This is a genomic window from Serratia sp. PL7 (genome assembly GCF_945957435.1).
In genome coordinates, this window is record NZ_CAMFLB010000001.1 from 2,768,161 (window position 1) to 2,791,667 (window position 23,507).

The following is a 23,507-nucleotide window of genomic DNA, read 5'->3' on the forward strand; positions in this document are numbered from 1 at the left end:
GCTGTGCCAAATTTAATTTTGCATGACGATTCAGCGGATTAGCGCACACGCGGGCGCCGCCGCGACGCAGCGCAGCGCCGATACCTTGAATGGGTTAAATAATGCGCACTAATTTGGTGCGCATCGCGTCGAAAAAGTGCAGAAAGGGGGCGTAGCTTGGGCGAGTTGCCTGCTTGTGGTGCGTTGGGAAAAATAAGGGCCGCGAATGCGGCCCCTGGGATCAGGCGGGTTGACTCTCCTCGCGCACCGCTTCCGCCAACTGCTCGCCCGCCAGCTGCAGCTGATACATCTGGTAGTAGCGCCCCTGCTGCGCCAGCAGCTGTTGATGGTTGCCCTGCTCCACTGCCTGGCCGCGATGCAGCACCAGGATGGAGTCGGCATCGACGATGGTCGACAGCCGGTGGGCGATCACCACCAGCGTGGTGTGCTCGCGGATCGCACGCAGCGCCCGCTGGATCGCCTGTTCGGTGCCCGAGTCGATATTGGCAGTCGCCTCGTCGAGAATCAAAATCTGCGGCGCCTGCACCAAGACCCGCGCCATCGCCAGCAGCTGTTTCTGCCCGACCGACAGGTTATTGCCCTGCTCCCCCAGGCGGGTGTGGATACCCTGCGGGAAGCCGCGCACCAGACTCGCCAACTGCACCGTTTCCAGCGCCCGCCAAACGGCGTCTTCCTCGATGTTACGCCCCAACGTGACGTTGGCCAGTACCGAATCGGCGATCACCACCGGATCCTGCTGCACCATCGCTACACCCTGACGCAGCGTGCGGTGCGACAGGCTGGATATCGGGCGTCCATCGAGACGCACTTCCCCCTCGCTGACCGGGTAATAGCCCATCAGCAAGTTGGCCAAGGTGCTCTTGCCGCTGCCGGTATGTCCGACCAGCGCCACGAAGCCGCGTGAGGGCACCGCCAGCGAAATATGCTGCAGCACCTTTTTGTCCGCACGGTAAGCGAAGCTCAGATCGGTGATGTCGATGCGGCCACCGGCCAGAGGACGATCGTCGGCACCGTAACTCTGCTGGCTGCGATCCATCAGCTCGAAAATGCGTTCGCCGGCCACCACCGCCTGCTGCAGGATCGACTGCTGTGACGTCAGCTCGATCAGCGGTTCATTCAGGCGCCCCAGGTAGTTGATGAAGGCGTAGAGGACGCCGACGCCAATCACGCCCTCGCCGCTGAAGCCGAACAGCATCAACAGGCCGCACAGCACCAGCGCTGAAAACAGGCTGAGCAGCGGCCGCAGCAGAAAACCGTCGAGCCGCAGGGTCTGCATACGCGCAAGATAATGCGACTGGCTGGCGGCGCTCATGCGCTCGCCGAAGCGCACCTGCTGGCGGAACTGCTGAATCACGCCCATGCCGTTGATCACTTCGTTGAAACCGTCGTTGATGTCCGCCAGATAACTGCGCACCCGGCGCACAATCGGCGTGCTGTAGTATTGATAGATGCCCATCACCACGAACACCGCCGGGAAGATGCAGATAGCCACCAGCGCCATGCGCCAGTCGAGGCTGAACATCGCCACCAGCATGGCGCCGATCAGCGCGGCGCTTTTCAGCACCGTGGAGACCACCATCACGTACAGATCCTTGATCACTTCGGTGTCGTTGGTAACGCGCGAGATCAATTGCCCGACCGGTTGTGTGTCAAAGGCGCTGAGCGGTTGGCGCAGCGCGGCGTCCATCACGTCGGTACGCAGCCGCTGCACCACGCCCACCGCCGCCTGGTTGAACAACAGCGCCTGGAAGTAGTGCAGCGCCGCCGCCAGCAGCTCCAGCAGAATGTAGGCCGCCGCCAGCCCGCCGACAATCACCAGCGGCAGTTGCCCTTTGGCGACGTAATTATCGATAAAATAGCTGACCAGGATCGGCCCGGCGACTTCCGCCGCCGCCGCTATCCACAGCATCAGCACCGCCAGCCCCAGCGGTTTGCGGTACGGCGAGCCGTAGGCCAGCAGCCGCTTCAGCGTCGGCCACAGCTTTTGCACTTTATTCATTGGCCAACGCCTCCTCGCCGTTTTCCGGCGCTTCGTCCAGCGCCGCTTCCAGCTGCTGATAACGGTACATATCGCGATACCAGCCCGGCTGCGCCGCCAGCGCCGCCGGATCGCCGCGCTGTGCAACGCCACCGTGCTGCATCACCAGGATTTCGCTGGCTTCGGTCAATGCCGACAGCCGGTGCGCGCTGATGATCACCGTGCGATCTTGCCCCCAGCTGCGCAGGTTGTGCAGGATTTGGTGTTCGGTACGGCCGTCCACCGCCGACAGCGCGTCGTCGAGGATCAAGATCTCTGCATCCAGCAGCAGCGCACGCGCAATGGAGATGCGCTGTTTCTGCCCGCCCGACAACATCACGCCGCGTTCGCCCACCTCGGTGTCATAGCCCTGCGGCAACCGCAAAATGTCCTCATGGACGCTGGCCAGCCGCGCTGCCTGTTCGATCTGCGCCTGCGTCGCGCCCGGATGGCCCAGCGCGATGTTGTTCGCCACGGTATCGGAGAACAGGAACGGCGTTTGGCTCACCACCGACAGTCGCGAACGCCAGTCGTCAAGTTTGACCTGCGGCAACGGCAGGCCGTGATAGCGGATCTGCCCTTGGTCGACGTCGAACTGACGCTGGATCAGCGACAACAGCGTCGATTTACCGGCCCCGGTCGGCCCGCACAGCCCCAGCATTTGCCCTGGTTTCAGCGTCACCGCCACATCGTGCAGCGCCGGATGTGGGTTTTCCGGGTAGTGGAACGCGCGGATATCTACGTCCAGCACGCCGCGCCCGGCCGGCAGCGCCTGTGGGCCATCCTGCACCGCCGGCGCCTCATCAAGCAGGCTGCGGATGCGGCTGTAGGCCGCGCTGCCGCGTTCGACGATGTTGAACATCCAGGCCAGTGCCAGCATCGGCCAGATCATCAGGCCGAGATACATCACAAAGCTGGTCAGTTGCCCGAGCGTCAGCGAACCGTTCACCACCATCCAGCTGCCGCCGCCAATGGCCAGCAGGTTAGACGCACCGATGGCGATATAAATGGTCGGATCGAAGCGCGCATCCACCCGCGCCACGTGCATGTTCTTGGCCCCGGTCTGCGCCGCCACCTCGGCGAAGCGGTTGGATTGGTGATCTTCCAGCCCGAAGGCCTTGATCATGCGGATGCTGGTCATGCTTTCCTGCGCCTGATCGTTCAGGCTGGAAAACGCCGCCTGTGCCGATTTAAAGCGCTGGTGCAGCTGATCGCCGTAATATTTGATGGCGATCGCCATCAACGGCATCGGGATCAACGCCAGCACTGTCAGTTGCCAGCTGATTTGGGTGCTCATCACCACCAACACCACCAACCCCATCACCAGCGAATCCACCAGCGTCAGCACGCCTTCACCGGCGGCGAATACCACGCGATCCACGTCGTTGGTGGCGCGCGCCATCAGATCGCCAGTGCGGTGACGCAGGTAAAACGCGGGGTTTTGCCGGCTGAGCTGACGGTAAAAGTTTTCGCGCAGCTCGACCGCGAGCTGGTAGGACGCGCCGAACAGCAACACCCGCCACACATAGCGCAGCAGGTAAACGACGATCGCGGTACCGATCATCAACCCGAGCCAGGCCATCAGCACGCCGGTGGACATCTGTTTTTCGGTGACGCCGTCCACGATGATGCCGACCAGCTTAGGCGGCAGCAGTTGCAGGATGGCGATGACGATCAGCAGCACCACCGCCCCGAGGTAGCGGCGCCACTCCCGGCGGAAGTACCAGCCGATTTGAGCAAATAATCTCACGCAGTTTGATTCCAGGGTTTTATGGGATTTGTCTCTTTTTCTGCTTCAGCAGAGCAGGATACCACCGTTGAGCCGCCCGTCCGGTGAACTTTTCACTCCGGCACCGGCAGCGCGGTGGTGTATTTGATTTTTTCCATGGCAAAGCTCGAGGTGACGTCGATGAGGCCCGGTACGCCGTTCACCAGACGCTTATAAAAGCCGTCGTAGCTTTTCATGTCCGCCACTTCGACCTGCATCAGGTAGTCGTACTCTCCCGCCATGCGGTAAAACGCCAGCACCTCGGGCATCTGGCTGGTCAGCTGCACAAAAGCCTGATACCACTCGCTGCTGTGCTGCTGGGTTTTGATCAGCACGAACGCCGTCAGCCCCAGGCCGAGCTTTTCATTATCCAGCAAGGCCACCCGACCGCGGATATAGCCCTCGTCTTCCAGACGCTTCAGGCGTTTCCAGCACGGCGTCGAGGTCAAATTGACCGCATCCGCCAGCGCCTGCAGCGACTGGGTGCAATCTTGCTGCAGCATGCACAGCAGCTTACGGTCTGTTTTATCTAACATAGCGGCCACCAGGAGAAAAATTTTCTCTCATTAGGCGATTAAACAGGAAAAATGGCAATCCTTTTTTCCCGCCGACAGGCTATGCTACGCCATAAATCAGCCCCCTATTCTGAGGCCAAATCATGACAAACTCTTGGGTAAAATATGCTATCGGTGAAATAGAAGCGGATTTTCAACGCTCCGCCGATACGCACCTAATTCGCCTGAACCTGCCGGCGTTTCCCGGCATCTGCCTGTACCTGAAAGATGAGAGCACCCACCCGACCGGCAGCCTGAAACACCGCCTGGCGCGCTCGCTGTTCCTTTACGGCCTGTGCAACGGCTGGATCACCGAGAACACCACCATCATCGAGGCCTCTTCCGGCAGCACCGCGGTGTCCGAAGCCTACTTCGCTCGCCTGATCGGCCTGCCGTTCATCGCGGTGATGCCGTCCTGCACCGCGCGCCGCAAGGTGGAACAGATCGCCTTTTACGGCGGCCGCTGTCACTTCGTCGATCACGCCGCCCAGATCTACGCCGCCTCCGAACAGCTGGCGAAAGAGCTGAACGGCCACTATATGGATCAGTTCACCTACGCCGAGCGCGCCACCGACTGGCGCGGCAACAACAACATCGCCGACAGCATCTTCCGCCAGATGGCGCGCGAACCCTTCCCGGTGCCGAAACACATCGTAATGAGCGCCGGCACCGGCGGCACCTCCGCCACGCTGGGGCGCTACATCCGCTATCAGGGGCACGACACCCGGTTGACGGTGGTCGATCCGGAAAACTCGGTGTTCTATGACTGCTTCCACCACGGCGATCGCACCCTGATCGGCAGCTGCGGCAGCCGTATCGAAGGCATCGGCCGCCCACGCGCCGAGCCGTCGTTCATCCCATCGGTGGTCGACAACATGCTGCGCGTGCCGGATGCTGCCAGCGTCGCTACTATTCACTGGCTGGAAGGCGTGCTGGGCCGCAAGGTTGGCGCCTCTACCGGCACCAACGTTTGGGGTGCGCTGCAGTTGGCGAAGCAGATGCGGGAAAACGGCGAGCAAGGATCGATCGTCACCCTGCTGTGCGACAGCGGCGAGCGTTACCTGGATACCTATTACAACCCGGAATGGGTCAGCAACAACATCGGCGATCTGCAGCCGTATCTGGCGCAGTTGGCGGATTTGTAACGCCAGGCGTTAGGTAAAAAAAAAGCCGGGTAGTCATACCCGGCCGGCTGTAAGGAGAACCTCATTCTTCGGGGGAATAGGTGAGGCAAGGTGAACGCAGCCAATGTTGTAAATAGTGGGCCACCGCCTGTTGCTGGCAATAGCCGATAACCGGTAGCTGCGGCAGCAGGGATTTCAGCTGCGGCAGGGCGTTGCCCATCACCACGCCGTGCCCCACCGCCCCCAGCATCTCTTTGTCGTTCATTGCGTCGCCGAACGCCATGCAGTCGGCCATCGTCAGCCCCAGATGGCGGCTCAGCCGGTCCAGCGCCGTACCCTTGTTGCAACCGAGCGGCAACACCTCCAGGCAGTCGTAGGCGGAAAAGCACAGATCGGCCTCACCACCCAGCTGTGCCCGCAGCTGCACCTGCAAGGCCAGCAATTCCTCATGCGGCGCGACAAAACACACCTTGCTGTTGCCGAACGCCGGCAGGCGGCGCACGTCGGCCAACTGAAAACGAAAGCCGCTCAGGTGATGCGCCCGCAGCATCTCTTCCGGCACGGGGAATTCGGTCAGCCAACCTTCGTCGCGGAACACATGCATGCTGGCGCAGGTGCGCCAATGATGATGCAGCACCTCTTCGGCGACCGCCGCCGGCAGATCGGTGGCATGCAGCTGCTGGCCGCGGTTGTCATACACCCGCGTGCCATTGCCGGTGATCAGGTAGCCCTGCAGCCCCAGCTGCGCCATGATCGGTTGCGCATCGAGGTAGTGCCGTCCGGTGGCGAACGTCACCACCATCTCCCGTTCCACCAGCTGGTTCAGCACCGCCAGCGTTTCCGGGCCAACCCGGTGATCCGGCATCAACAGCGTGCCGTCCATATCGAAAGCTGCCAGGCGATACATAGAGACCTCTGAATGTGAACGCGATTACAATCACTGCAGTATGGGATGGCATTTGCGGAAGTAATAGTGAACAATTTGAGAAAACTGTTCCGGATTTCTACTCATGCGCCTGGTTCACCGTCTCAGCCAATATCAACGCCTGTACCATCAGCTCGGCAGCGCGCCGGTCGCCGTGACCATCGGCGAACTGGCGGCGATGTTCTATTGCAGCGAGCGACACGCCCGCACGCTGGTGCAACAGCTGCAGGATCAAGGCTGGTTGAGCTGGCATTCGCAGCCCGGCCGCGGCAAACGCGCTCGCCTGCACTGCCTGAAAACCCCGGATGAACTGCGCGCGCAGCTACTGCAACAGCTACTGCAACAGGGCAACCATCAGGGGGCGCTGGAGATGGCGCAACTCGATCCGCAACACCTGCAGGATCTGCTCAGCCCGCACCTCGGCGGGCAATGGCAGGCCGGCAGCCCGACGCTGCGCATTCCCTATTACCGCACGCTGGAAGCGCTCGATCCGCTCACGCTGACCGGCCGCGCCGAACAACATCTGGTGTCGACCCTGCACGCCGGGCTGACGCGCCTGGTGACCGGTAACCCGGAACCGCAGCCCGATCTGGCGCACCACTGGCAGATTGACGATCGCGGCCTGCGCTGGCGCTTCTTTCTGCGCAGCCAGCTGCGCTGGCACAACGGTGAACCGCTGACCGGCCACCAGCTGCTGCAAACGCTGGAAAAACTGCAGCGCCACCCGCGTAGCCAACCCAGCTTGGCCAACGTCGCGAACATCAGCCTGCCGCATCCGCTGTGCATTCAGTTTGATCTGCAGTTGCCGGACTATTGGCTGGCCCACCGGCTGGCGGAGCTGCCTTGTCTGATGACCCATCCGGAGCTGCCGGCCATCGGCGCCGGCCCGTTCAAACTGACGTTGAATGAACCGCAGCTGGTGCGGCTAGAACAGCACGCCGGTTACCATCTGCAGCATCCGTATCTGGACACCATCGAATACTGGATCACCCCCGATCTGCCCACCGCCGGCGCCGACGCCAGCTGCCAGCATCCGGTGCGCATCACCATCGGTCAGCAAGACGATTTGGCGCAGGCCCGGCCGGTACAGCGCAGCATGAGCCTGGGCTGGTGTTATTTGGCGCTGAACCTGCGCCACGGCGTGCTGAGCGAAGCCCAGGGGCAAAAGCTGCTGATGCTGATCCAGCAGTCAGGCCTGCTGAACCATCTGCCGATCCCCAACAGCGTGATCACCCCCAGCCATGAAATGCTGCCCGGCTGGCGCATTCCCAGCCAACAGATTGAAGAAGATGTCCCCCTGCCTGCCCGGCTGACGCTGCTGTATCGGCCGCCGGTCGAGCTGGAAACGGTGACGGTCGCGCTGCAACAGCTGTTGGCGCAGCACGGCTGCGAGCTGGAGGTGCGCTACTACGCCGGCAAGCGCTGGCAAAGCGAGGAACAGATCGCCCAGGCCGACCTGCTGTTGGCGGACAACCTGATCGGCGAAGCGCCTGAGGCGACGCTGGAGAGCTGGCTGCGGCAGGATACGCTGTGGCGCGGCATCCTGACGGAAAGCCGCTGGCAGCAGCAACAGGAGACGCTGCAGCAGATCCAGCAGCTGCAGGCGCAGCAACCGCGCTTCGAGCGGCTGCAGGCCTATTACCAACGGCTGATGGCCGCCGCCATCATCACGCCGCTGTTCCACTACCAGTATCAGATCAGCGCGCCGCCGCGCATGCATGGCGTGACGCTGACCGCGCACGGCTGGTTCGATTTTTGCCAGGCGTGGCTGCCGCCGCCGGTGGACGACGCACCGATCTGAGCCGAACCGCCCTGCGCCTGGCGGCCCTTTCTGCTACTATTGTCGCCGCAACGCAATATTTATCCTGCCGCCCGAATGTGTATCGGGAATGGCCAAAGTCCAAAAAGGTGATTTTATGAAGCGCGCGGTTGTCGTTTTCAGCGGTGGACAAGACTCCACGACCTGCTTGATCCAGGCATTGCAACAGTATGACGAAGTTCACTGCGTCACGTTCGATTATGGCCAGCGCCATCGCGCCGAGATTGAAGTGGCTCAAGAGCTGTCGGTGGCCCTCGGCGCCAAAGCGCACAAGGTGCTGGACGTAACGCTGCTCAATGAGCTGGCCGTCAGCAGCCTGACGCGCGACAATATTCCGGTTCCCGCCTACGATCCCAACCAGAAAAACGCGCTGCCGAGCACCTTCGTGCCGGGCCGCAATATCCTGTTCCTGACGCTGGCGGCGATCTACGCCTACCAGGTGGAAGCGGAAGCGGTGATCACGGGCGTGTGTGAAACCGACTTCTCCGGCTACCCGGATTGCCGCGACGAGTTCGTTAAAGCGCTGAACAAAGCGGTGACGCTGGGCATCGCCCGCGATATCCGCTTCGAAACGCCGCTGATGTGGCTGAACAAGGCCGAGACCTGGGCGCTGGCGGATTATTACCACCAGTTGGATCGCGTGCGGCAGGATACGCTGACCTGTTACAACGGCATCAAGGGTGACGGCTGTGGTGAATGCGCTGCCTGCAACCTGCGCGCCAATGGCCTGATGCAGTACCGGGCCAACCAGGCGGAAGTGATGGCGGCGTTGAAACAGAAGGCCGCTCTGGCCTGAGGCAGTGACGGCGGCAACCTCTGCCGCCCGTGAGTTTACTGCGGGTTTTCCTTCAGCGTGAGCGCCTCCAGGTGCTCGCGCAATTCGCCTTCAATAGGCAGCGCCCGCTGCGTTTTCAGATCGACGCACACGAAAGTCAGCAGCGCGTCGGCCACCGACGTCCCCGCCGGATCCTGCGTCACCTTTTGGCTCAGCACCCCGCTCTTGCCGTTGAGCTGCACCATCTGGCTGTCGATACGCAGCTTATCCCCCAATACTGCCGGGCTGCGGTAATTGATATTGATGTTCACCACGATGAAAGCGATGTTGTTTTCCGTCATCCAGCGGAACCCGGCCTCGTTTTCCAGCCACTCCCAGCGCGCCTCTTCCAGAAACTCCAGATAGCGGGCGTTGTTAACGTGCTGGTAAACATCAAGGTGATAACCGCGAACTTTGATAAAGGTTTGCATAGGGAACGATCGCTCCTGCCTGGTGATTACAGAAAGAGGGAGCCGCAGAGGCTCCCTCGCCCGTTTGGTCAACGCGCCAAACTGGTAAGACCTGTAAAATGTAGCAGAGGAGTCACGGCCTCAGCGGCATTTTGCCACGCAGCCGCGACCGGGATCACATTTTCAGTCGGGTGCGGTTCTTCTCGAACAGCGCCGGCCCGATGCCCGGCACCTCCTGCAACTGCTCAACCTGGGTGAACGGCCCGTTCTGTTCGCGGTAGCGCACGATGCCTTCCGCCTTCTTCAGACCGACACCGCTCAGAGCCGCTGCGAGCTGTTCGGCGGTGGCCTGATTGATGCTGACCGCCGTCTCTTCGGCCGCCTTGGTCATCACCTGTTGCCCGCCATTGCCCGCCGGTGTTGAGAGCATCGGCGCCGGCGCATCGGCTTTATCCGTCGCGGCGGCTGGCCCCGCGAGGCATAACAACAGCGCGGTCAGCGCCGCTTTGACGTGATGACGGTAACCTGATAACGCTTTTTTCTCTGTATGTTGCATGCTGTATCCTCCTTGTGTGTGACAGCACGGCTACCTTGCCGCGGTGGCGGATATTCAGCAATCGGCGGATATCAGATGTGGAAAAGGCCGCGAAAGCGGCCTTTGTTTGTTGCACTGCGTTGCAGAAAAATGCGGCGATTACTGCGGCTGTTGCTCAGCGGCGCCCATTTTGATTTTGGCTTCTTTACGCAGGCTCGCCAGCAGCGAATCGAAGGAAACGCCGGTCGCGCCCTCTTCCATCTTGCCGACGAAGGTTTTCATTTCGTCTTCCGGCAGCGTGCCTGGCTTCACCGCATCGAGTGCGATCAGCACCACGTTGTCCTGGCGATCCTGCGACATGCCGTACACCGGTTTGCCGTCCTGCGGGTGCGGCAGCGCGAACACGCTCTCCACCAGCTGGCTGTCTTCCGGCGCGCGCGCCATCTTCTGCACGGCGCCAAAGCTCAGGCCGGCGGCTTTCATCGCCTCGTCGCCCTTGCCCTGCTTCAGCTCAACCAGCAGCTTCTCACCCTGCAGCTTCGCTGCCTGCAGCGCCTTGTTGCGCTTCACCAGATCTGCCACGCGGTCTTTGACCTGGTCGAACGGCTCGATGCCTTCCGGCTTGTGGCCACTCACGCGCACCACGAAGGCGCGGTCGCCGTCTACGGTGATAACGTCAGAGTTGCTGCCCGGCGCGCCGTTCTCGCCGATCAGCGAGCCGTCGAAGATCGCCTGCACGACCGGCTTGAAGTTCAGCGCGGCGGGAATGTTGTCGCGGGTGAACCAGTCGCTTTGCGCCGCTTTCACGCCGGCCGCTTCTTCAGCCGAGGCCAGTGATTCGTTGTCGCTGGTCGCCGCTTCGCTCACCTTCTGCTGCAGCGCGTAATACGCGTCTACCGCTTTCTCCTGCTGCACCTGCTTGGCGATAGCATCATGCACTTCGCTCAGCGGTTTCAGTTTCTCAGGTTCGATGTCGTTCAAACGCACGATCAGGAAGCCGACAGAGGATTTCACCACGCCGGACAGCTGCCCTTTCTCGGTCAGGTTAGCCTGTTTCAGCTCGTCGGCGGTGGTTTCCGGCTCCAGCCAACCCAGCTCACCGCCGGTACGGCGTGAGATGATGTCGGTGGATTTCTCTTTCGCCAGGGTGGCGAAATCGGCACCCTTCTTCAGCTCGTCCAGCGCCGCGTTGGCTTCCGCCTCGGATTTCAGCTGGATCACGCTGTAGTTTTTACGCTCCGGCTGGCCATAGCTGCTCTTGTGCTGGTCATAGTAAGCGCTGATGTCCTCTTCGCTCACTTTCACCTTGTCCTGCATGGACGCGGCATCCAGCGGGATATAGCTCACCTTCACCTGCTCCGGAGCGATGAAGCTGTTTTTATTCTGATCGTAATACGCCTTCAGTTCGTCGTCGCCGGCGCTCTGTTTCGCCTGCAGCGCTTTCAAATCGATGGTCGCCAGGCGCACGTCGCGCTCCTGCAGCACCAACGCCGCCATGGCTTGCGATTCGGACGGCAGCACAAAGCCGGAATCGCCGAAGGCCTGGATCACCTGCTGATTGACCAATTGCTGACGCATCGACTGCGCGAAATTGTCGGCGGTGTAGCCCATGCGGCCGATCAGGTCGAGGTATTTGGCGTTATCAAACTGGCCGTTGGTCTGGAAGTAAGGCGCCTTGCGGATGGCGTCCTTGATCTGATCGTCGCTGACCGTCAGGCCCAGTTTCTTGGCGTACTGGTCGAGCAGCATGTTGTCGATCAACTGGGACAACACCTGACGGCGCATCTGCTGCATGTAGCCTTCGTTGCCGGCCAGCGCGGAGAACTGGTCACCCAGTTGCTGCTGCATGCGGCTACGCTCGCTTTGGAAAGCCTGTTCCAGCTGAGCGCGTTCGATCGTCTGACCATTTACTTTCGCAGCATAATCGCCGGAGCCGCCGATCAGGTAGTTACCCACCCCGGTCAGAACGAATGACAGGATGATCAGGGCCAGGATGATTTTGAGCACGACGTGATTGGCAGCCGCGCGTAAATTGTCCATCATAGTGTGACAACACTCCGCTGTGATGTGGATTAACAACCCTTGTGCAGGCGCGTTCCCTGCGACAAAAATAAAAAAAGCGCATCAGTCCGATGCGCCTTGTATCTTACCTTACCAGCACCGCTGCGTCAGGTGATTGTTTATTACAAAACCCTGTTACGCTAAACGGTTAGACGCTAAATCAGTTTACAGCGTCTTTCAGCGCTTTCCCTGCACGGAAGGCCGGTACTTTGGCTGCCGCGATTTTGATCTCTTTACCGGTCTGCGGGTTGCGGCCGGTACGAGCCGAACGTTCACGCACGGTGAAGGAACCGAAACCTACCAGAGCCACGTCATCCCCTGCTTTCAGAGAGTCGGTAACGGAAGCGATTACTGCGTCTAAAGCACGTCCCGCTGCCGCTTTGGAAATATCAGCACCTGCGGCAATCTTGTCGATCAGTTGTGACTTATTCACTCTATCATCCCCTCTAGAATTCTATCGTCGCACCGAAAAATCCCTACGGTTGCGACAGCGCAGCTGTTATATCAATCCCATCGAACCTTGGCAAGCCACCGACTGGGTGGCAAAACGCGGGCCGACAGAGATCTAACTTAGCGGTACAAAAAAATACTGGCAAGTCCGAAATGGCTTGCCAGTATAAGTTTTATCAATGGTTTTTGCGATTCGTCACTATTTTGCCGCTACCGGCAGTGCGCCGAAGGCCGGGTTTTGCAACGCAATGTTCAAAACTTCATCGATTCGCTGCACCGGATGAATCTCCAGATCGGCGATAACATTGTCCGGGATCTCTTCCAGATCGCGCTTGTTCTCGTAAGGGATCAGCACGGTTTTGATGCCGCCGCGATGCGCCGCCAACAGCTTCTCTTTCAGGCCGCCGATCGGCAACACCTGGCCGCGCAGCGTGATCTCGCCGGTCATCGCCACATCGGCGCGTACCGGGTTACCGGTCAGGCAGGAGACCAGCGCGGTGCACATCGCGATACCGGCGCTCGGGCCGTCTTTCGGCGTCGCCCCTTCCGGCACGTGCACGTGGATGTCGCGTTTCTCGTAGAAATCGGCGTTGATGCCCAATTTCTCCGCGCGCGCACGCACCACGGTCAGCGCCGCCTGAATCGATTCCTGCATCACCTCACCCAGGGAACCGGTGTAGGTCAGCTTGCCTTTGCCCGGCACGCAGGCGGTTTCGATGGTCAGCAGATCGCCGCCCACTTCCGTCCACGCCAGCCCGGTGACTTCGCCCACGCGGTTTTCGGTATCCGCACGGCCGTAATCGACGCGCTGCACGCCCAGGTAATCCTTCAGGTTGTCGCCGTTGATCTCGATATGCTTGAGCTTCTTGTCCATCAGCAACGTTTTCACCGCTTTACGGCACAGCTTGGAGATTTCACGCTCCAGGCTACGCACCCCGGCTTCGCGGGTGTAGAAGCGAATGATGCCGATGATGGCGCTGTCGTCGACCGTCAGCTCGCCTTTTTTCAGCGCGTTGCGCTCAAGCTGCTTCGGCAGCAGGTGCTGCTTGGCGATGTTGAGCTTCTCGTCCTCGGTGTAACCCGACAGGCGGATCACTTCCATACGGTCCAGCAGCGGCGCAGGAATGTTCATCGAGTTAGAGGTGGCAACGAACATCACGTCGGACAGATCGTAATCGACTTCCAGGTAGTGGTCGTTGAACGCCACGTTCTGTTCCGGATCCAGCACCTCCAGCAGAGCGGAAGCCGGATCGCCGCGCATGTCGGAAGACATCTTGTCGATCTCATCCAGCAGGAACAGCGGGTTCTTCACCCCAACCTTAGCCATCTTCTGGATCAGTTTACCTGGCATCGAACCGATGTAGGTACGACGGTGACCGCGGATTTCCGCTTCGTCACGCACGCCGCCCAGCGCCATGCGCACGTACTGGCGACCGGTCGCTTTGGCGATCGACTGCCCCAGTGAGGTTTTACCCACGCCCGGTGGCCCCACCAGACACAGGATCGGCCCCTTGATTTTGCTGACGCGGCTCTGAACCGCGAGGTACTCGAGGATGCGATCCTTGACGCGCTCAAGGCCGTAGTGATCGGTATCGAGCACTTCCTGCGCCTTGTTCAGGTCTTTTTTCACCTTGCTGCGCGCATTCCACGGCACCTGCAGCATCCAGTCGATGTAGCCGCGCACCACGGTCGCTTCCGCCGACATCGGCGACATCATCTTCAGCTTTTGCAGTTCCGCTTCGGTTTTCTCGCGCGCCTCTTTCGGCATTTTCGCCGCATCGATCTTGCGCTTCAGCGCTTCGTGCTCGTCCGGCGCGTCGTCCATTTCGCCCAGTTCTTTCTGAATCGCCTTCATCTGCTCATTCAGATAGTACTCGCGCTGGCTCTTCTCCATCTGCTTCTTGACGCGGTTGCGGATACGTTTCTCAACCTGCAGCAGGTCGATCTCCGATTCCATCATCGCCATCAGGTATTCCAGACGCTCGGTGATGTCGGACATCTCGAGCACCGACTGCTTGTCGCTGAGTTTCAGCGGCATGTGGGCAGCGATGGTGTCCGCCAGGCGCGCGGCGTCGTCGATGCTGTTCAGTGAGGTCAGCACCTCCGGCGGGATTTTTTTGTTCAGCTTGATATAGCCTTCAAACTGATTGATCGCGGTGCGCACCAGCACTTCCTGCTCGCGCTCGTCGATCGATGGCGACTCCAGGTATTCCGCCTGCGCGGCGAAATGCTCACCGCTGTCGGACAGCGTAGTGATGCGCGCGCGCTGCAGCCCCTCGACCAGCACTTTTACCGTGCCGTCCGGCAGCTTCAGCATCTGCAGGATCGACGCTACGGTGCCAACCGAGAACAAGTCGTTAATGCCAGGTTCATCCGTTGAGGCCTCTTTCTGTGCCACCAGCATGATCTTCTTATCGTGATCCATTGCGGCTTCGAGGCACCGAATCGATTTTTCCCGGCCAACAAATAACGGGATCACCATGTGCGGATAAACCACCACGTCGCGCAATGGCAGGACGGGGATTTCAATGCGTTCGGAACGCTCAGGGTTCATAGAGCTCTCTCTTAGTTTAATTTCCGCCAGGTTGAGGGGGAATCTCATGAGACGCAAGCATCTAACGTTTCATAAAATCTGGTTAATGAGTATATGGGGATGAATCTCTTACATTCAACGGCAAGAATGCAGGAAAAAGAAATGGGGGATGAAATCCCCCATTTTGCTGATAACGCTCTGGTTTGACTGGCTAATTATTCGCCAGATGCCTGGGCTTCCGGCTTGCCGTAAATCAGCAGCGGCTTGGATTGGCCGGCGATCACCGACTCGTCGATCACCACTTTGTCTACGCTATCCATCGACGGCAGATCGTACATGGTGTCGAGCAGCGCGCCTTCCACGATGGAACGCAGGCCGCGGGCGCCGGTTTTGCGCGCCATGGCTTTCTTGGCAATGGCGTTCAGCGCTTCGTCACGGAACTCCAGCTCCACGCCTTCCAGGTTGAACAGCGCCTGGTACTGCTTGGTCAGGGCGTTCTTCGGCTCTTTCAGGATCTGAATCAGCGCGTCTTCGCTCAGTTCGCTCAGGGTCGCCACGACTGGCAAACGGCCGATGAACTCAGGGATCAGCCCGAATTTGATCAGGTCTTCCGGTTCGGCCTGCAGCAGCAGTTCGCCTTCGGTCGCCTTCTCGGACTCGCCCTTGACGGTCGCGCCGAAGCCGATGCCGGAGCCGGTGTTGACGCGCTGACCGATCACCTTATCCAGGCCGGCAAATGCGCCGCCGCAGATAAACAGGATCTTGGAGGTATCGACCTGCAGGAACTCCTGCTGCGGATGCTTGCGCCCGCCCTGCGGCGGAACCGCGGCGATGGTGCCTTCAATCAGCTTCAGCAGCGCCTGCTGCACGCCTTCACCCGAGACGTCACGCGTGATCGACGGGTTGTCGGACTTGCGGGAAATCTTATCGATTTCATCGATATAAACGATGCCGCGCTGCGCTTTTTGCACGTCATAGTCACATTTTTGCAACAGCTTCTGGATAATATTTTCCACGTCCTCGCCCACGTAACCGGCTTCGGTCAGCGTGGTGGCGTCGGCCATGGTGAACGGCACGTCCAGGAAACGCGCCAGCGTTTCCGCCAGCAGGGTTTTACCGCTGCCGGTCGGGCCGATCAGCAAGATGTTGCTCTTGCCCAACTCGATACCGTTGCTGGTATCGCCGTTGCGCAGGCGTTTGTAGTGGTTGTACACCGCAACCGCCAGCACTTTCTTCGCCTGCTCCTGGCCGATGACGTAGTCATCCAGGTGGTGGCGAATTTCGTGCGGCGTCGGCAGCGCACTGCGCTCACGATGCGGGGCAACTTCTTTAATCTCTTCGCGAATAATGTCGTTACACAGATCGACACATTCATCGCAGATATACACTGACGGCCCGGCAATCAGCTTACGCACTTCATGCTGGCTTTTGCCGCAAAAAGAGCAGTACAGCAGCTTTCCTGAACCGTCTTTGCGCTTATCTGTCATCAGTCAAACCTCTTCTTTAGTCTTGTCCCGCAGGAAAATCACGGCGGCAGTGCGCCCAAACTCATATCGGGAACGCCGAGGGGCTACAACAGAGCGAGCCCCTGCCCACTCTGATTACTATAGTCCATCGGCGCCGCGTGGTTCTAGCTGCGGTGTGTCAGAATGCCGTCAACCAGGCCGTATTCCACGGCTTCTTCCGCGGTCATAAAGCGATCGCGCTCGGTGTCGCGTTCGATCTGCTCCAGCGGCTGGCCAGTATGCTCGGCCATCAGTTCGTTCATGCGCGCTTTCACCTTGAGGATTTCACGCGCGTGGATTTCGATGTCCGTCGCCTGGCCCTGGTAGCCGCCCAGCGGCTGGTGAATCATCACGCGCGAGTTCGGCAGGCAGAAACGCTTGCCTTTGGCGCCGGCGGTCAGCAGGAAGGAGCCCATCGAGCACGCCTGGCCCATACAGATGGTGCTGACGTCCGGCTTGATGAACTTCATGGTGTCGTAAATCGACATGCCCGCGGTAATTACCCCACCCGGCGAGTTGATGTAGAGGTAAATGTCTTTTTCCGGGCTTTCCGCTTCGAGGAACAGCATTTGCGCCACGATCAGGTTGGCCATGTGATCTTCCACCTGGCCGGTCAGGAAAATGATGCGCTCTTTCAGCAGGCGGGAATAGATGTCGTAAGAACGCTCCCCGCGTGAAGTCTGCTCTACCACCATCGGCACCAGCGCCATGTTCGGTGCAAATTGATCTCGTTCGCCACTGTATGACATTACCGTCTCCTAATAGAAATTGCCTTGGCGGCCAGGGTGTCACCCTAATACGCCGATTCTACTTGAGAACGGCCATGATGACTATGCTCAAGCATTCGACCCGCGCCACACGTACCCGACGGTTATTTCATCCCGCGCACTTTGGCAAACAGCCCCAGAATTATTCTTTACAGATTGGGGGAGCCCGGCGCGATTTCAAGCCCAGAGGCCGATTTTCTCCGCGCGCCGAAAACGATGCCGTTAATCTGACCGTTATCATGCCAGCCAGTTCCCCAGGCAACAGGGTAAATATAGTGCATATTGCCCCGTTTAACCTGAGATTAATCAGCAACGTGGCAAAAAGAAAAGCCCGCAACCTGAGGTTGCGGGCTTTTTCATCGGGCGCCGGTTCGCCAGGCGAAACCGGGGGCGCCGTTCATTGCGCCCGGCACGCCGGCATTACGCCTGTTGAGTCTGGTTCATCAGCTCGCTGAAGGTAGTGGCTTTTTCTGTCACTTTCGCTTTTGCCAGCAGGGCTTCAACCGCTTGCTCTTCCAGAGCCACGTTGCGCATGTTGTTCATCAGCTCTTTGTTTTTGCTGTAGAACTCGATGACTTCGCTTGGATCTTCGTAGGCAGAAGCCATTTCTTCGATCAGCGTCTTCACGCGGTCTTCGTCAGCTTTCAGATCGTTGGTGCTGATCACTTCGCCCAGCAGCAGGCCAACCACTACGCGGCGTTTCGCTTGCTCTTCGAACAGCTCGCGTGGCAGTTCCAGCGCTTGCTTCTCGTTGCCGCCGAAACGCTGTGCAGCCTGACGACGCAGTACGTCGATTTCGCCGTCGATCAGGGCAGCAGGCACGTCGATTTCGTTCGCGCTCACCAGGCCATCGATCGCCTGAGACTTGATGCGGTTACGCACGGCGCCTTTCAGCTCGCGCTCCATGTTCTTGCGAACTTCGGTGCGCAGACCGGCAACGGAACCGTCCGCCACGCCGAAACGTTTGATGAACTCTTCGGTCAGTTCCGGCAGTTCGCGCTCTTCAACTTTCTTCAGCACGATAGCGAATTTGGCCGCTTTGCCCTTCAGGTTTTCCGCGTGGTAATCTTCCGGGAAGTTCACGTCGATGGAGAACTCTTCGCCCGCTTTGTGACCGACCAGACCTTCTTCGAAGCCTGGGATCATGCGGCCCTGGCCCATTGCCAGCACGAAGTCAGACGCTTTACCGCCTTCGAACTCTTCACCGTCGATAGAACCGGTGAAGTCAACGGTCACGCGATCTTCAGCTTCCGCTGCGCGATCGGTTTCTTTCCAGGTCGCCTGCTGCTTGCGCAGGGTGTCCAGCATCGCGTCGACGTCTTCGTCGTTCACTTCGACCACAGGTTTTTCAACTTCGATGTTTTCCAGGCCTTTCAGCTCAACTTCTGGATACACTTCGAATTCAACGGCGAAAGTGAAGTCTTCACCTTCTTTGTACTCGCCCGGCACGTAGTTTGGTGCGCCGGCCGGATTAATCTTTTCTTTGATGATCGCATCAACGAAGCTGCGCTGCATCGCTTCGCCCAGCACGTCCTGACGAACAGAAGCGCCGTAACGCTGTTCCACGATGTTCATCGGCACTTTGCCTTTGCGGAAGCCGTCGATACGCACGCTTTTCGCTGCGTTGATCAGCTCTTTCTTCACCGCCTGCTTGATAGTATCAGCCGGTACAGTAATAGAGAGACGGCGCCCAAGGCCTTGAGTGGTTTCTACTGAAACTTGCATCTTGTTACCTCAAAAAAATCACAGTGCTCGGTCAACTCCGTTCCAAGAACCAGGACGGCTACAGATAAGAACCGAGTTCCCTGATGACAGAAGCGTCCCGAAACCATTCCGGAAAAATAAGACGCGACATTATAGCGGCGCATGCGTGGCGAGTCGAGGAAAGCTAGGCGGCGCAGGCGCGCTAAAACTCACACTTTTGCCGATTCGATCGCCAAAAGGCCGCCAAAACAGACCGAACGTTGGCCACATTGCGCGTCGGCCGTGTCGTCGTCAAAAACAGAAACGGCCCGCAGGCCGTTTCAAAATTCGTCAGTAGTAATACCCTAATTCAAGGGCAAAGTTCCACTGATACCTGAAAATTTCCCCCTCAGGCCAGCGTCCCAGCGCCGCGGCACGGCGGCGAGGCCGGCACGGTATCCTGCAACCCTTCCCACTCCTTGAGCGTATAGGTGTGCAGCGCCAGCGCGTGTACGCCATCGGCCAACTCTTCCGACAATACCCCGTAGATGGAGCGGTGACGCGTCAAAAAACGTTCGCCGACGAAGCGATCGCTGACCAATACCACTTTGAAATGGCTTTCTGAACCCGCCGGAACGTTATGACGATAGCTTTCATCAACGACTTCCAGATACGCGGGCTCAAACGCCGCCCTTAACTTTGCTTCTATTTGCTCGCGAATCATAGGATCTCCTTACAACACCGGCAGAGGACCGTGCCCATCTAGTTCAATATTAGCCGGTTTTCCCCCGTTTAGACCATCGCAGGGACAAATTTCTCTTTTCTGCGGTCAAATGATGAGCGCTATCCCCGTCGCTTGGGGGATTATCCGATTGAGCGGGACAAAAAAGCGTGTTTTTATCAACGGCAGGTAAAAATTTGTCACTCTGGCGCCTTCCGCGCTTCCACCGCACGGCGGCGATGCTATGATGTCGGCAATTTGTTGTCGGCTATCCCACTCTGATTATTGCTAAATCCATCGAGAATGAGACAGAAAACATGTTAAAGAAACTTTGTCTTCCTTTCCTGGCCGCCCTGCTGCTGGCCGGCTGCGCAACCAGCAGCAACACCCTGAACGTCACGCCGAAAATCGTTCTGCCGCAGCAGGATCCTACCCTGCAGGGCATCACCGTCAGCATCAACGGTGCGGATCAGCGTACCGACCAGGCGCTGGCCAAGGTAAACCGCGACGGCCAGCTGGTCACGCTGACGCCATCGCGCGATCTGCGTTTCCTGCTGCAGGAAGTGCTGGAGAAACAGATGGGCGCACGCGGCTACATGATCGGCGCCGACGGCCCGGTGGCGCTGCAGATCGTCGTCAATAACCTGTACGCGGACGTCTCCGAAGGCAACCTGCGCTACAACATCACCACCAAAGCCGACATCTCGATCATCGCCCAGGCGAAGAACGGCAACAAGCAGGTGAAGAATTACCGCTCGACCTATAACGTGCAGGGCGCCTTCACGGCGACCAACGAGAAGATCACCGACGCCGTCAACTCCGTGCTGGGCGACGTGATCGCCGACATGGCACAGGACACCAGCGTCAACGATTTCATCAAGCAAAACGCGCGCTAATCACCGCACCTTGCGCCGCCCGGCGGATCGGGCGGCGCAGACAGGGAACTCATGTCGAAACACTATCTGAACATCTTCACCCAGCGTAACTCCGCCATTCTGCTGCTGCTGGGCTTCGCGTCGGGTCTGCCGCTGGCATTGACCTCCGGCACGCTGCAAGCCTGGATGACCGTCGAAAATATCGATCTGAAAACCATCGGCATCTTCTCGCTGGTGGGCCAGGCCTATGTCTTCAAATTCCTCTGGTCGCCGTTCATGGACCGCTATACCCCGCCGTTCCTTGGACGGCGCCGCGGTTGGCTGCTGATCAGCCAGTTACTGTTGGTGGTCGCGATCGTGGCGATGGGCTTCATGCAACCCGCGCAGCACCTGTGGTGGTTGGCGGCGTTGGCGGTGCTGGTGGCGTTTTGCTCCGCTTCGCAAGATATCGTGTTCGACGCCTATAAAACCGACCTGCTGAAAGCCGAAGAGCGCGGGACGGGCGCGGCGATCTCGGTGCTGGGGTACCGGCTGGCGATGCTGGTTTCCGGCGGCCTGGCGCTGTGGCTGGCGGATCGCTATTTCGGCTGGCAAGCCACCTACTGGCTGATGGCCGGGTTGATGCTGATCGGCGTGGCGGCCACGCTGCTGGCGCCGGAGCCGGACGAAAGCATCCCGGCGCCGCGCTCTATGGAACAGGCGGTCGTCGCGCCGCTGCGCGATTTCTTCGGCCGCAACAACGCCTGGCTGATCCTGCTGCTGATCGTGATGTACAAAATGGGCGACGCCTTCGCCGGCAGCCTGAGCACCACGTTCCTGATCCGCGGCGTGGGGTTCGACGCCGGTGAAGTCGGGCTGGTGAACAAAACCCTCGGCCTGTTCGCTACCATCGTCGGCGCCCTGTTCGGCGGTGTGCTGATGCAGCGTCTCAGCCTGTTCCGTGCGCTCATGCTGTTCGGCGTCCTGCAGGCAGTCTCCAACCTCGGGTATTGGATCCTGGCGGTGACCGACAAGAGTCTGCTCACCATGGGCAGCGCCATCTTCCTCGAAAACCTGTGTGGCGGCATGGGCACCGCGGCCTTCGTGGCACTGCTGATGACGCTGTGCAACCGCTCGTTCTCCGCCACTCAGTTCGCGCTGCTGTCGGCGTTGTCCGCCGTAGGGCGCGTCTATGTCGGCCCGATCGCCGGCTGGTTCGTCGAAGCCCATGGTTGGCCGCTGTTCTATCTGTTCTCGATCGCCGCCGCCCTGCCGGGCTTGCTGTTGCTCGGCATCTGCCGCCAGACGCTGGAACACACCCAGCAGCATGGCGACTTTATGCCGCGCACCGAGTTTTCAGAATCTTACCGTTGGGCTCTGCGCTTGCTGACGCTAGGCTGTTCGTTGCTGGGTCTGTGGTTGCTGTTGCTGATCGCCAATGCGCTGGACTGGGCACAGGCACCGCTGTTGGCCGATCGGCTGCTGCAGGTCGGCGCCGCGCTGAGCCTGCTCGGCGTCGCAATGGGCAGCACGCTGGATTACCTGGCGTTGCGCCGCACCCGTTTGGCATAACCTGACCGGCCGGCGATTTCGCCGGCCGAAAAAAAAAGCGATCCGAGGATATATTTATTTCGCTAAAAAAAGATAATCGGCGCGGAAATTATTTTTTTATCCGACTGCGGCGCTCGGAAATAAAATTAAATTCACCTTTAAGACACAATTATTTTACATTAAATAAACCTTTTCTGCGTATTTCCCCGCCGCGCATTTCTTCGCCAAATTCATCATACCTTTAGTTTTCCTTAACATACGGGCTGCTCGTCACGATTCAGCGTGCCAACGCGTTGTTGTCATTAGTAAATTGTCACGTAGGGTTACATCTGTGACCCCCTTAACAGAAAGTGTCAACAAGCCGCTGACACTCCCTTAAGCATGTTTACAGTACTGCAACCTTCCCGTAAAATGCCCGCACACATGAAACGACAATTGAGCCTTTGTTATTGAGGTCGTTAGATGAGACTTAAGAAATACAATAAAAGTATTGGGATGCTGTCATTAATCGCAGCCACTGTATTGCTCAGTGGTTGCGATATGGTTTTGATGAATCCCAAAGGAGCAATTGGTGTTGAGCAACGGACACTGATTATCACTGCAATCGCGTTGATGTTGATCGTGGTGGTGCCAGTTATCTTCATGGCGTTCGCCTTTGCCTGGAAGTATCGCGCTTCCAACAAAGACGCCAAGTACAGTCCGAACTGGGCCCACTCCAACAAGATCGAAGCGGTCGTCTGGACCATTCCTATCATTATCATCGCCATCCTTGGCACCATTACCTGGAAGACTACCCACGAACTCGACCCGTTCAAGCCGATTGTCACCGACAAGAAGCCGATGACGATCGAAGTGGTGTCGCTCGACTGGAAATGGCTGTTCATCTACCCGGAACAAGGCATTGCGACCGTTAATGAGCTGGCTTTCCCGAAAGATGTTCCAGTCGAATTCAAGATCACCTCTAACTCGGTAATGAACTCGTTCTTTATCCCGCAGTTGGGTGGACAGATTTATGCGATGGCCGGCATGCAGACCAAACTGCACCTGATCGGCAACGAAGCCGGTGCCTACAAGGGCATCTCCAGCAGCTACAGCGGCGCAGGCTTCTCCGGTATGAAATTCACCGCGATCGTTACCCCGACCGAAGGCGACTTCGATCAGTGGGTGGCCAAGGTGAAGGCATCGTCTAAAAACCTGAACACCACCGACGACTTTAACAAACTGGCAGAGCCGAGTGAAAACAACCCGGTTGAGTACTTTGCCGCTGTCAAACCGAATTTGTTCAAAGAAACAATTGCCAAATTCATGGGCGACATGGATATGCACAAGGGCGCTGGCGCGCACGAAGGCATGGACATGAGCCAAGGTATGGACATGGGTGAACATGCTGCTCACGCCGGAGCCGAGGAATAACTG

The 23,507-nt window shown here is 59.0% G+C and carries 19 protein-coding genes; 6 read left to right on the plus strand and 13 right to left on the minus strand.

Annotated features, from left to right (window positions below):
* Nucleotides 1–220: 220 nt before the first annotated feature.
* The 3 genes from smdB to N6G83_RS13505 form a co-directional block, all read right to left on the minus strand.
* Entirely contained in the window at nucleotides 221–1,999 is a 1,779-nt protein-coding gene (gene smdB / locus N6G83_RS13495) for a multidrug efflux ABC transporter permease/ATP-binding subunit SmdB (RefSeq protein WP_260515488.1), read from the minus strand.
* Nucleotides 1,992–3,767, minus strand: coding sequence for a multidrug efflux ABC transporter permease/ATP-binding subunit SmdA (gene smdA / locus N6G83_RS13500; RefSeq protein WP_043135657.1), 1,776 nt, complete (start codon nucleotides 3,765–3,767; stop codon nucleotides 1,992–1,994). Before smdA ends, smdB begins: the two co-directional genes overlap by 8 nt.
* A gap of 92 nt (nucleotides 3,768–3,859) precedes the next feature.
* Nucleotides 3,860–4,321 (minus strand): Lrp/AsnC family transcriptional regulator, encoded by a 462-nt coding sequence (locus N6G83_RS13505; protein WP_004940330.1) that lies wholly within the window; start codon nucleotides 4,319–4,321, stop codon nucleotides 3,860–3,862.
* Between the two features lie 122 nt (nucleotides 4,322–4,443).
* Between N6G83_RS13505 and N6G83_RS13510 the strand changes: the two genes are divergently transcribed.
* A complete protein-coding gene (locus N6G83_RS13510; RefSeq protein WP_025301773.1) occupies nucleotides 4,444–5,484 on the plus strand; it encodes a PLP-dependent cysteine synthase family protein in 1,041 nt (346 codons plus the stop codon).
* 61 nt (nucleotides 5,485–5,545) lie between these two features.
* Here the strand turns inward: N6G83_RS13510 and cof are convergent, their stop codons facing one another.
* Complete coding sequence (gene cof / locus N6G83_RS13515; RefSeq protein WP_260515489.1) at nucleotides 5,546–6,370, minus strand: HMP-PP phosphatase; 825 nt, start codon at nucleotides 6,368–6,370, stop codon at nucleotides 5,546–5,548.
* A gap of 103 nt (nucleotides 6,371–6,473) precedes the next feature.
* Here cof and N6G83_RS13520 point away from each other — a divergent pair, with 103 nt between their 5' ends.
* Together N6G83_RS13520 and queC are read left to right on the plus strand one after the other, a co-directional pair.
* Complete coding sequence (locus N6G83_RS13520) at nucleotides 6,474–8,189, plus strand: SgrR family transcriptional regulator (protein ID WP_260515490.1); 1,716 nt, start codon at nucleotides 6,474–6,476, stop codon at nucleotides 8,187–8,189.
* 115 nt (nucleotides 8,190–8,304) lie between these two features.
* Nucleotides 8,305–9,003, plus strand: coding sequence for a 7-cyano-7-deazaguanine synthase QueC (gene queC / locus N6G83_RS13525; RefSeq protein WP_025301770.1), 699 nt, complete (start codon nucleotides 8,305–8,307; stop codon nucleotides 9,001–9,003).
* Nucleotides 9,004–9,038: 35 nt separating this feature from the next.
* On the opposite strand, the gene N6G83_RS13530 is transcribed toward queC, so the two are convergent.
* From N6G83_RS13530 to bolA, 9 genes are all read right to left on the minus strand, one after another.
* Nucleotides 9,039–9,452 carry an acyl-CoA thioesterase gene (locus N6G83_RS13530; protein WP_049206198.1) on the minus strand — a complete coding sequence of 138 codons (414 nt, stop codon included), beginning with the start codon at nucleotides 9,450–9,452 and terminating at the stop codon, nucleotides 9,039–9,041.
* A gap of 154 nt (nucleotides 9,453–9,606) precedes the next feature.
* Entirely contained in the window at nucleotides 9,607–9,987 is a 381-nt protein-coding gene (locus tag N6G83_RS13535; protein WP_089180601.1) for a ComEA family DNA-binding protein, read from the minus strand.
* 138 nt (nucleotides 9,988–10,125) lie between these two features.
* Nucleotides 10,126–12,009: a peptidylprolyl isomerase gene (ppiD, locus tag N6G83_RS13540; protein ID WP_025301767.1), complete on the minus strand. Its 1,884-nt coding sequence runs from the start codon at nucleotides 12,007–12,009 to the stop codon at nucleotides 10,126–10,128.
* Between the two features lie 178 nt (nucleotides 12,010–12,187).
* Entirely contained in the window at nucleotides 12,188–12,460 is a 273-nt protein-coding gene (gene hupB, locus N6G83_RS13545) for a nucleoid-associated protein HU-beta (RefSeq protein WP_004940351.1), read from the minus strand.
* Nucleotides 12,461–12,676: 216 nt separating this feature from the next.
* Complete coding sequence (gene lon / locus N6G83_RS13550; protein WP_025301766.1) at nucleotides 12,677–15,031, minus strand: endopeptidase La; 2,355 nt, start codon at nucleotides 15,029–15,031, stop codon at nucleotides 12,677–12,679.
* Nucleotides 15,032–15,225: 194 nt separating this feature from the next.
* Complete coding sequence (gene clpX / locus N6G83_RS13555) at nucleotides 15,226–16,497, minus strand: ATP-dependent protease ATP-binding subunit ClpX (protein WP_004940354.1); 1,272 nt, start codon at nucleotides 16,495–16,497, stop codon at nucleotides 15,226–15,228.
* A 143-nt stretch (nucleotides 16,498–16,640) separates the two neighbouring features.
* On the minus strand, nucleotides 16,641–17,264 hold the full coding sequence (clpP, locus tag N6G83_RS13560; RefSeq protein ID WP_004940356.1) for an ATP-dependent Clp endopeptidase proteolytic subunit ClpP: 624 nt from the start codon (nucleotides 17,262–17,264) through the stop codon (nucleotides 16,641–16,643).
* Between the two features lie 438 nt (nucleotides 17,265–17,702).
* A complete protein-coding gene (gene tig / locus N6G83_RS13565) occupies nucleotides 17,703–19,007 on the minus strand; it encodes a trigger factor (protein WP_004940358.1) in 1,305 nt (434 codons plus the stop codon).
* Between the two features lie 367 nt (nucleotides 19,008–19,374).
* Complete coding sequence (bolA, locus tag N6G83_RS13570) at nucleotides 19,375–19,689, minus strand: transcriptional regulator BolA (RefSeq protein WP_004940361.1); 315 nt, start codon at nucleotides 19,687–19,689, stop codon at nucleotides 19,375–19,377.
* Between the two features lie 314 nt (nucleotides 19,690–20,003).
* Between bolA and N6G83_RS13575 the strand changes: the two genes are divergently transcribed.
* The 3 genes from N6G83_RS13575 to cyoA all read left to right on the plus strand — a co-directional run bounded on the left by N6G83_RS13575 (nucleotide 20,004) and on the right by cyoA (nucleotide 23,504).
* Nucleotides 20,004–20,582, plus strand: a complete 579-nt coding sequence (locus tag N6G83_RS13575) for a lipoprotein (protein WP_260515494.1) — start codon at nucleotides 20,004–20,006, stop codon at nucleotides 20,580–20,582.
* Nucleotides 20,583–20,633: 51 nt separating this feature from the next.
* Nucleotides 20,634–22,112 (plus strand): muropeptide MFS transporter AmpG, encoded by a 1,479-nt coding sequence (gene ampG, locus N6G83_RS13580; protein WP_260515496.1) that lies wholly within the window; start codon nucleotides 20,634–20,636, stop codon nucleotides 22,110–22,112.
* A 441-nt stretch (nucleotides 22,113–22,553) separates the two neighbouring features.
* Entirely contained in the window at nucleotides 22,554–23,504 is a 951-nt protein-coding gene (cyoA, locus tag N6G83_RS13585) for a cytochrome o ubiquinol oxidase subunit II (RefSeq protein WP_025301763.1), read from the plus strand.
* Nucleotides 23,505–23,507 lie beyond the last annotated feature (3 nt).

Excerpts from the sequence above, each read along its gene's own strand:
- smdB (WP_260515488.1), bottom strand. The coding sequence starts at position 1,999 with ATGAATAAAGTGCAAAAGCTGTGGCCGACGCTGAAGCGGCTGCTGGCC.
- N6G83_RS13505 (WP_004940330.1), bottom strand. The coding sequence starts at position 4,321 with ATGTTAGATAAAACAGACCGTAAGCTGCTGTGCATGCTGCAGCAAGAT.
- N6G83_RS13510 (WP_025301773.1), top strand. The coding sequence starts at position 4,444 with ATGACAAACTCTTGGGTAAAATATGCTATCGGTGAAATAGAAGCGGAT.
- cof (WP_260515489.1), bottom strand. The coding sequence starts at position 6,370 with ATGTATCGCCTGGCAGCTTTCGATATGGACGGCACGCTGTTGATGCCG.
- N6G83_RS13520 (WP_260515490.1), top strand. The coding sequence starts at position 6,474 with ATGCGCCTGGTTCACCGTCTCAGCCAATATCAACGCCTGTACCATCAG.
- queC (WP_025301770.1), top strand. The coding sequence starts at position 8,305 with ATGAAGCGCGCGGTTGTCGTTTTCAGCGGTGGACAAGACTCCACGACC.
- N6G83_RS13530 (WP_049206198.1), bottom strand. The coding sequence starts at position 9,452 with ATGCAAACCTTTATCAAAGTTCGCGGTTATCACCTTGATGTTTACCAG.
- N6G83_RS13535 (WP_089180601.1), bottom strand. The coding sequence starts at position 9,987 with ATGCAACATACAGAGAAAAAAGCGTTATCAGGTTACCGTCATCACGTC.
- ppiD (WP_025301767.1), bottom strand. The coding sequence starts at position 12,009 with ATGATGGACAATTTACGCGCGGCTGCCAATCACGTCGTGCTCAAAATC.
- lon (WP_025301766.1), bottom strand. The coding sequence starts at position 15,031 with ATGAACCCTGAGCGTTCCGAACGCATTGAAATCCCCGTCCTGCCATTG.
- clpX (WP_004940354.1), bottom strand. The coding sequence starts at position 16,497 with ATGACAGATAAGCGCAAAGACGGTTCAGGAAAGCTGCTGTACTGCTCT.
- clpP (WP_004940356.1), bottom strand. The coding sequence starts at position 17,264 with ATGTCATACAGTGGCGAACGAGATCAATTTGCACCGAACATGGCGCTG.
- tig (WP_004940358.1), bottom strand. The coding sequence starts at position 19,007 with ATGCAAGTTTCAGTAGAAACCACTCAAGGCCTTGGGCGCCGTCTCTCT.
- bolA (WP_004940361.1), bottom strand. The coding sequence starts at position 19,689 with ATGATTCGCGAGCAAATAGAAGCAAAGTTAAGGGCGGCGTTTGAGCCC.
- N6G83_RS13575 (WP_260515494.1), top strand. The coding sequence starts at position 20,004 with ATGTTAAAGAAACTTTGTCTTCCTTTCCTGGCCGCCCTGCTGCTGGCC.
- ampG (WP_260515496.1), top strand. The coding sequence starts at position 20,634 with ATGTCGAAACACTATCTGAACATCTTCACCCAGCGTAACTCCGCCATT.
- cyoA (WP_025301763.1), top strand. The coding sequence starts at position 22,554 with ATGAGACTTAAGAAATACAATAAAAGTATTGGGATGCTGTCATTAATC.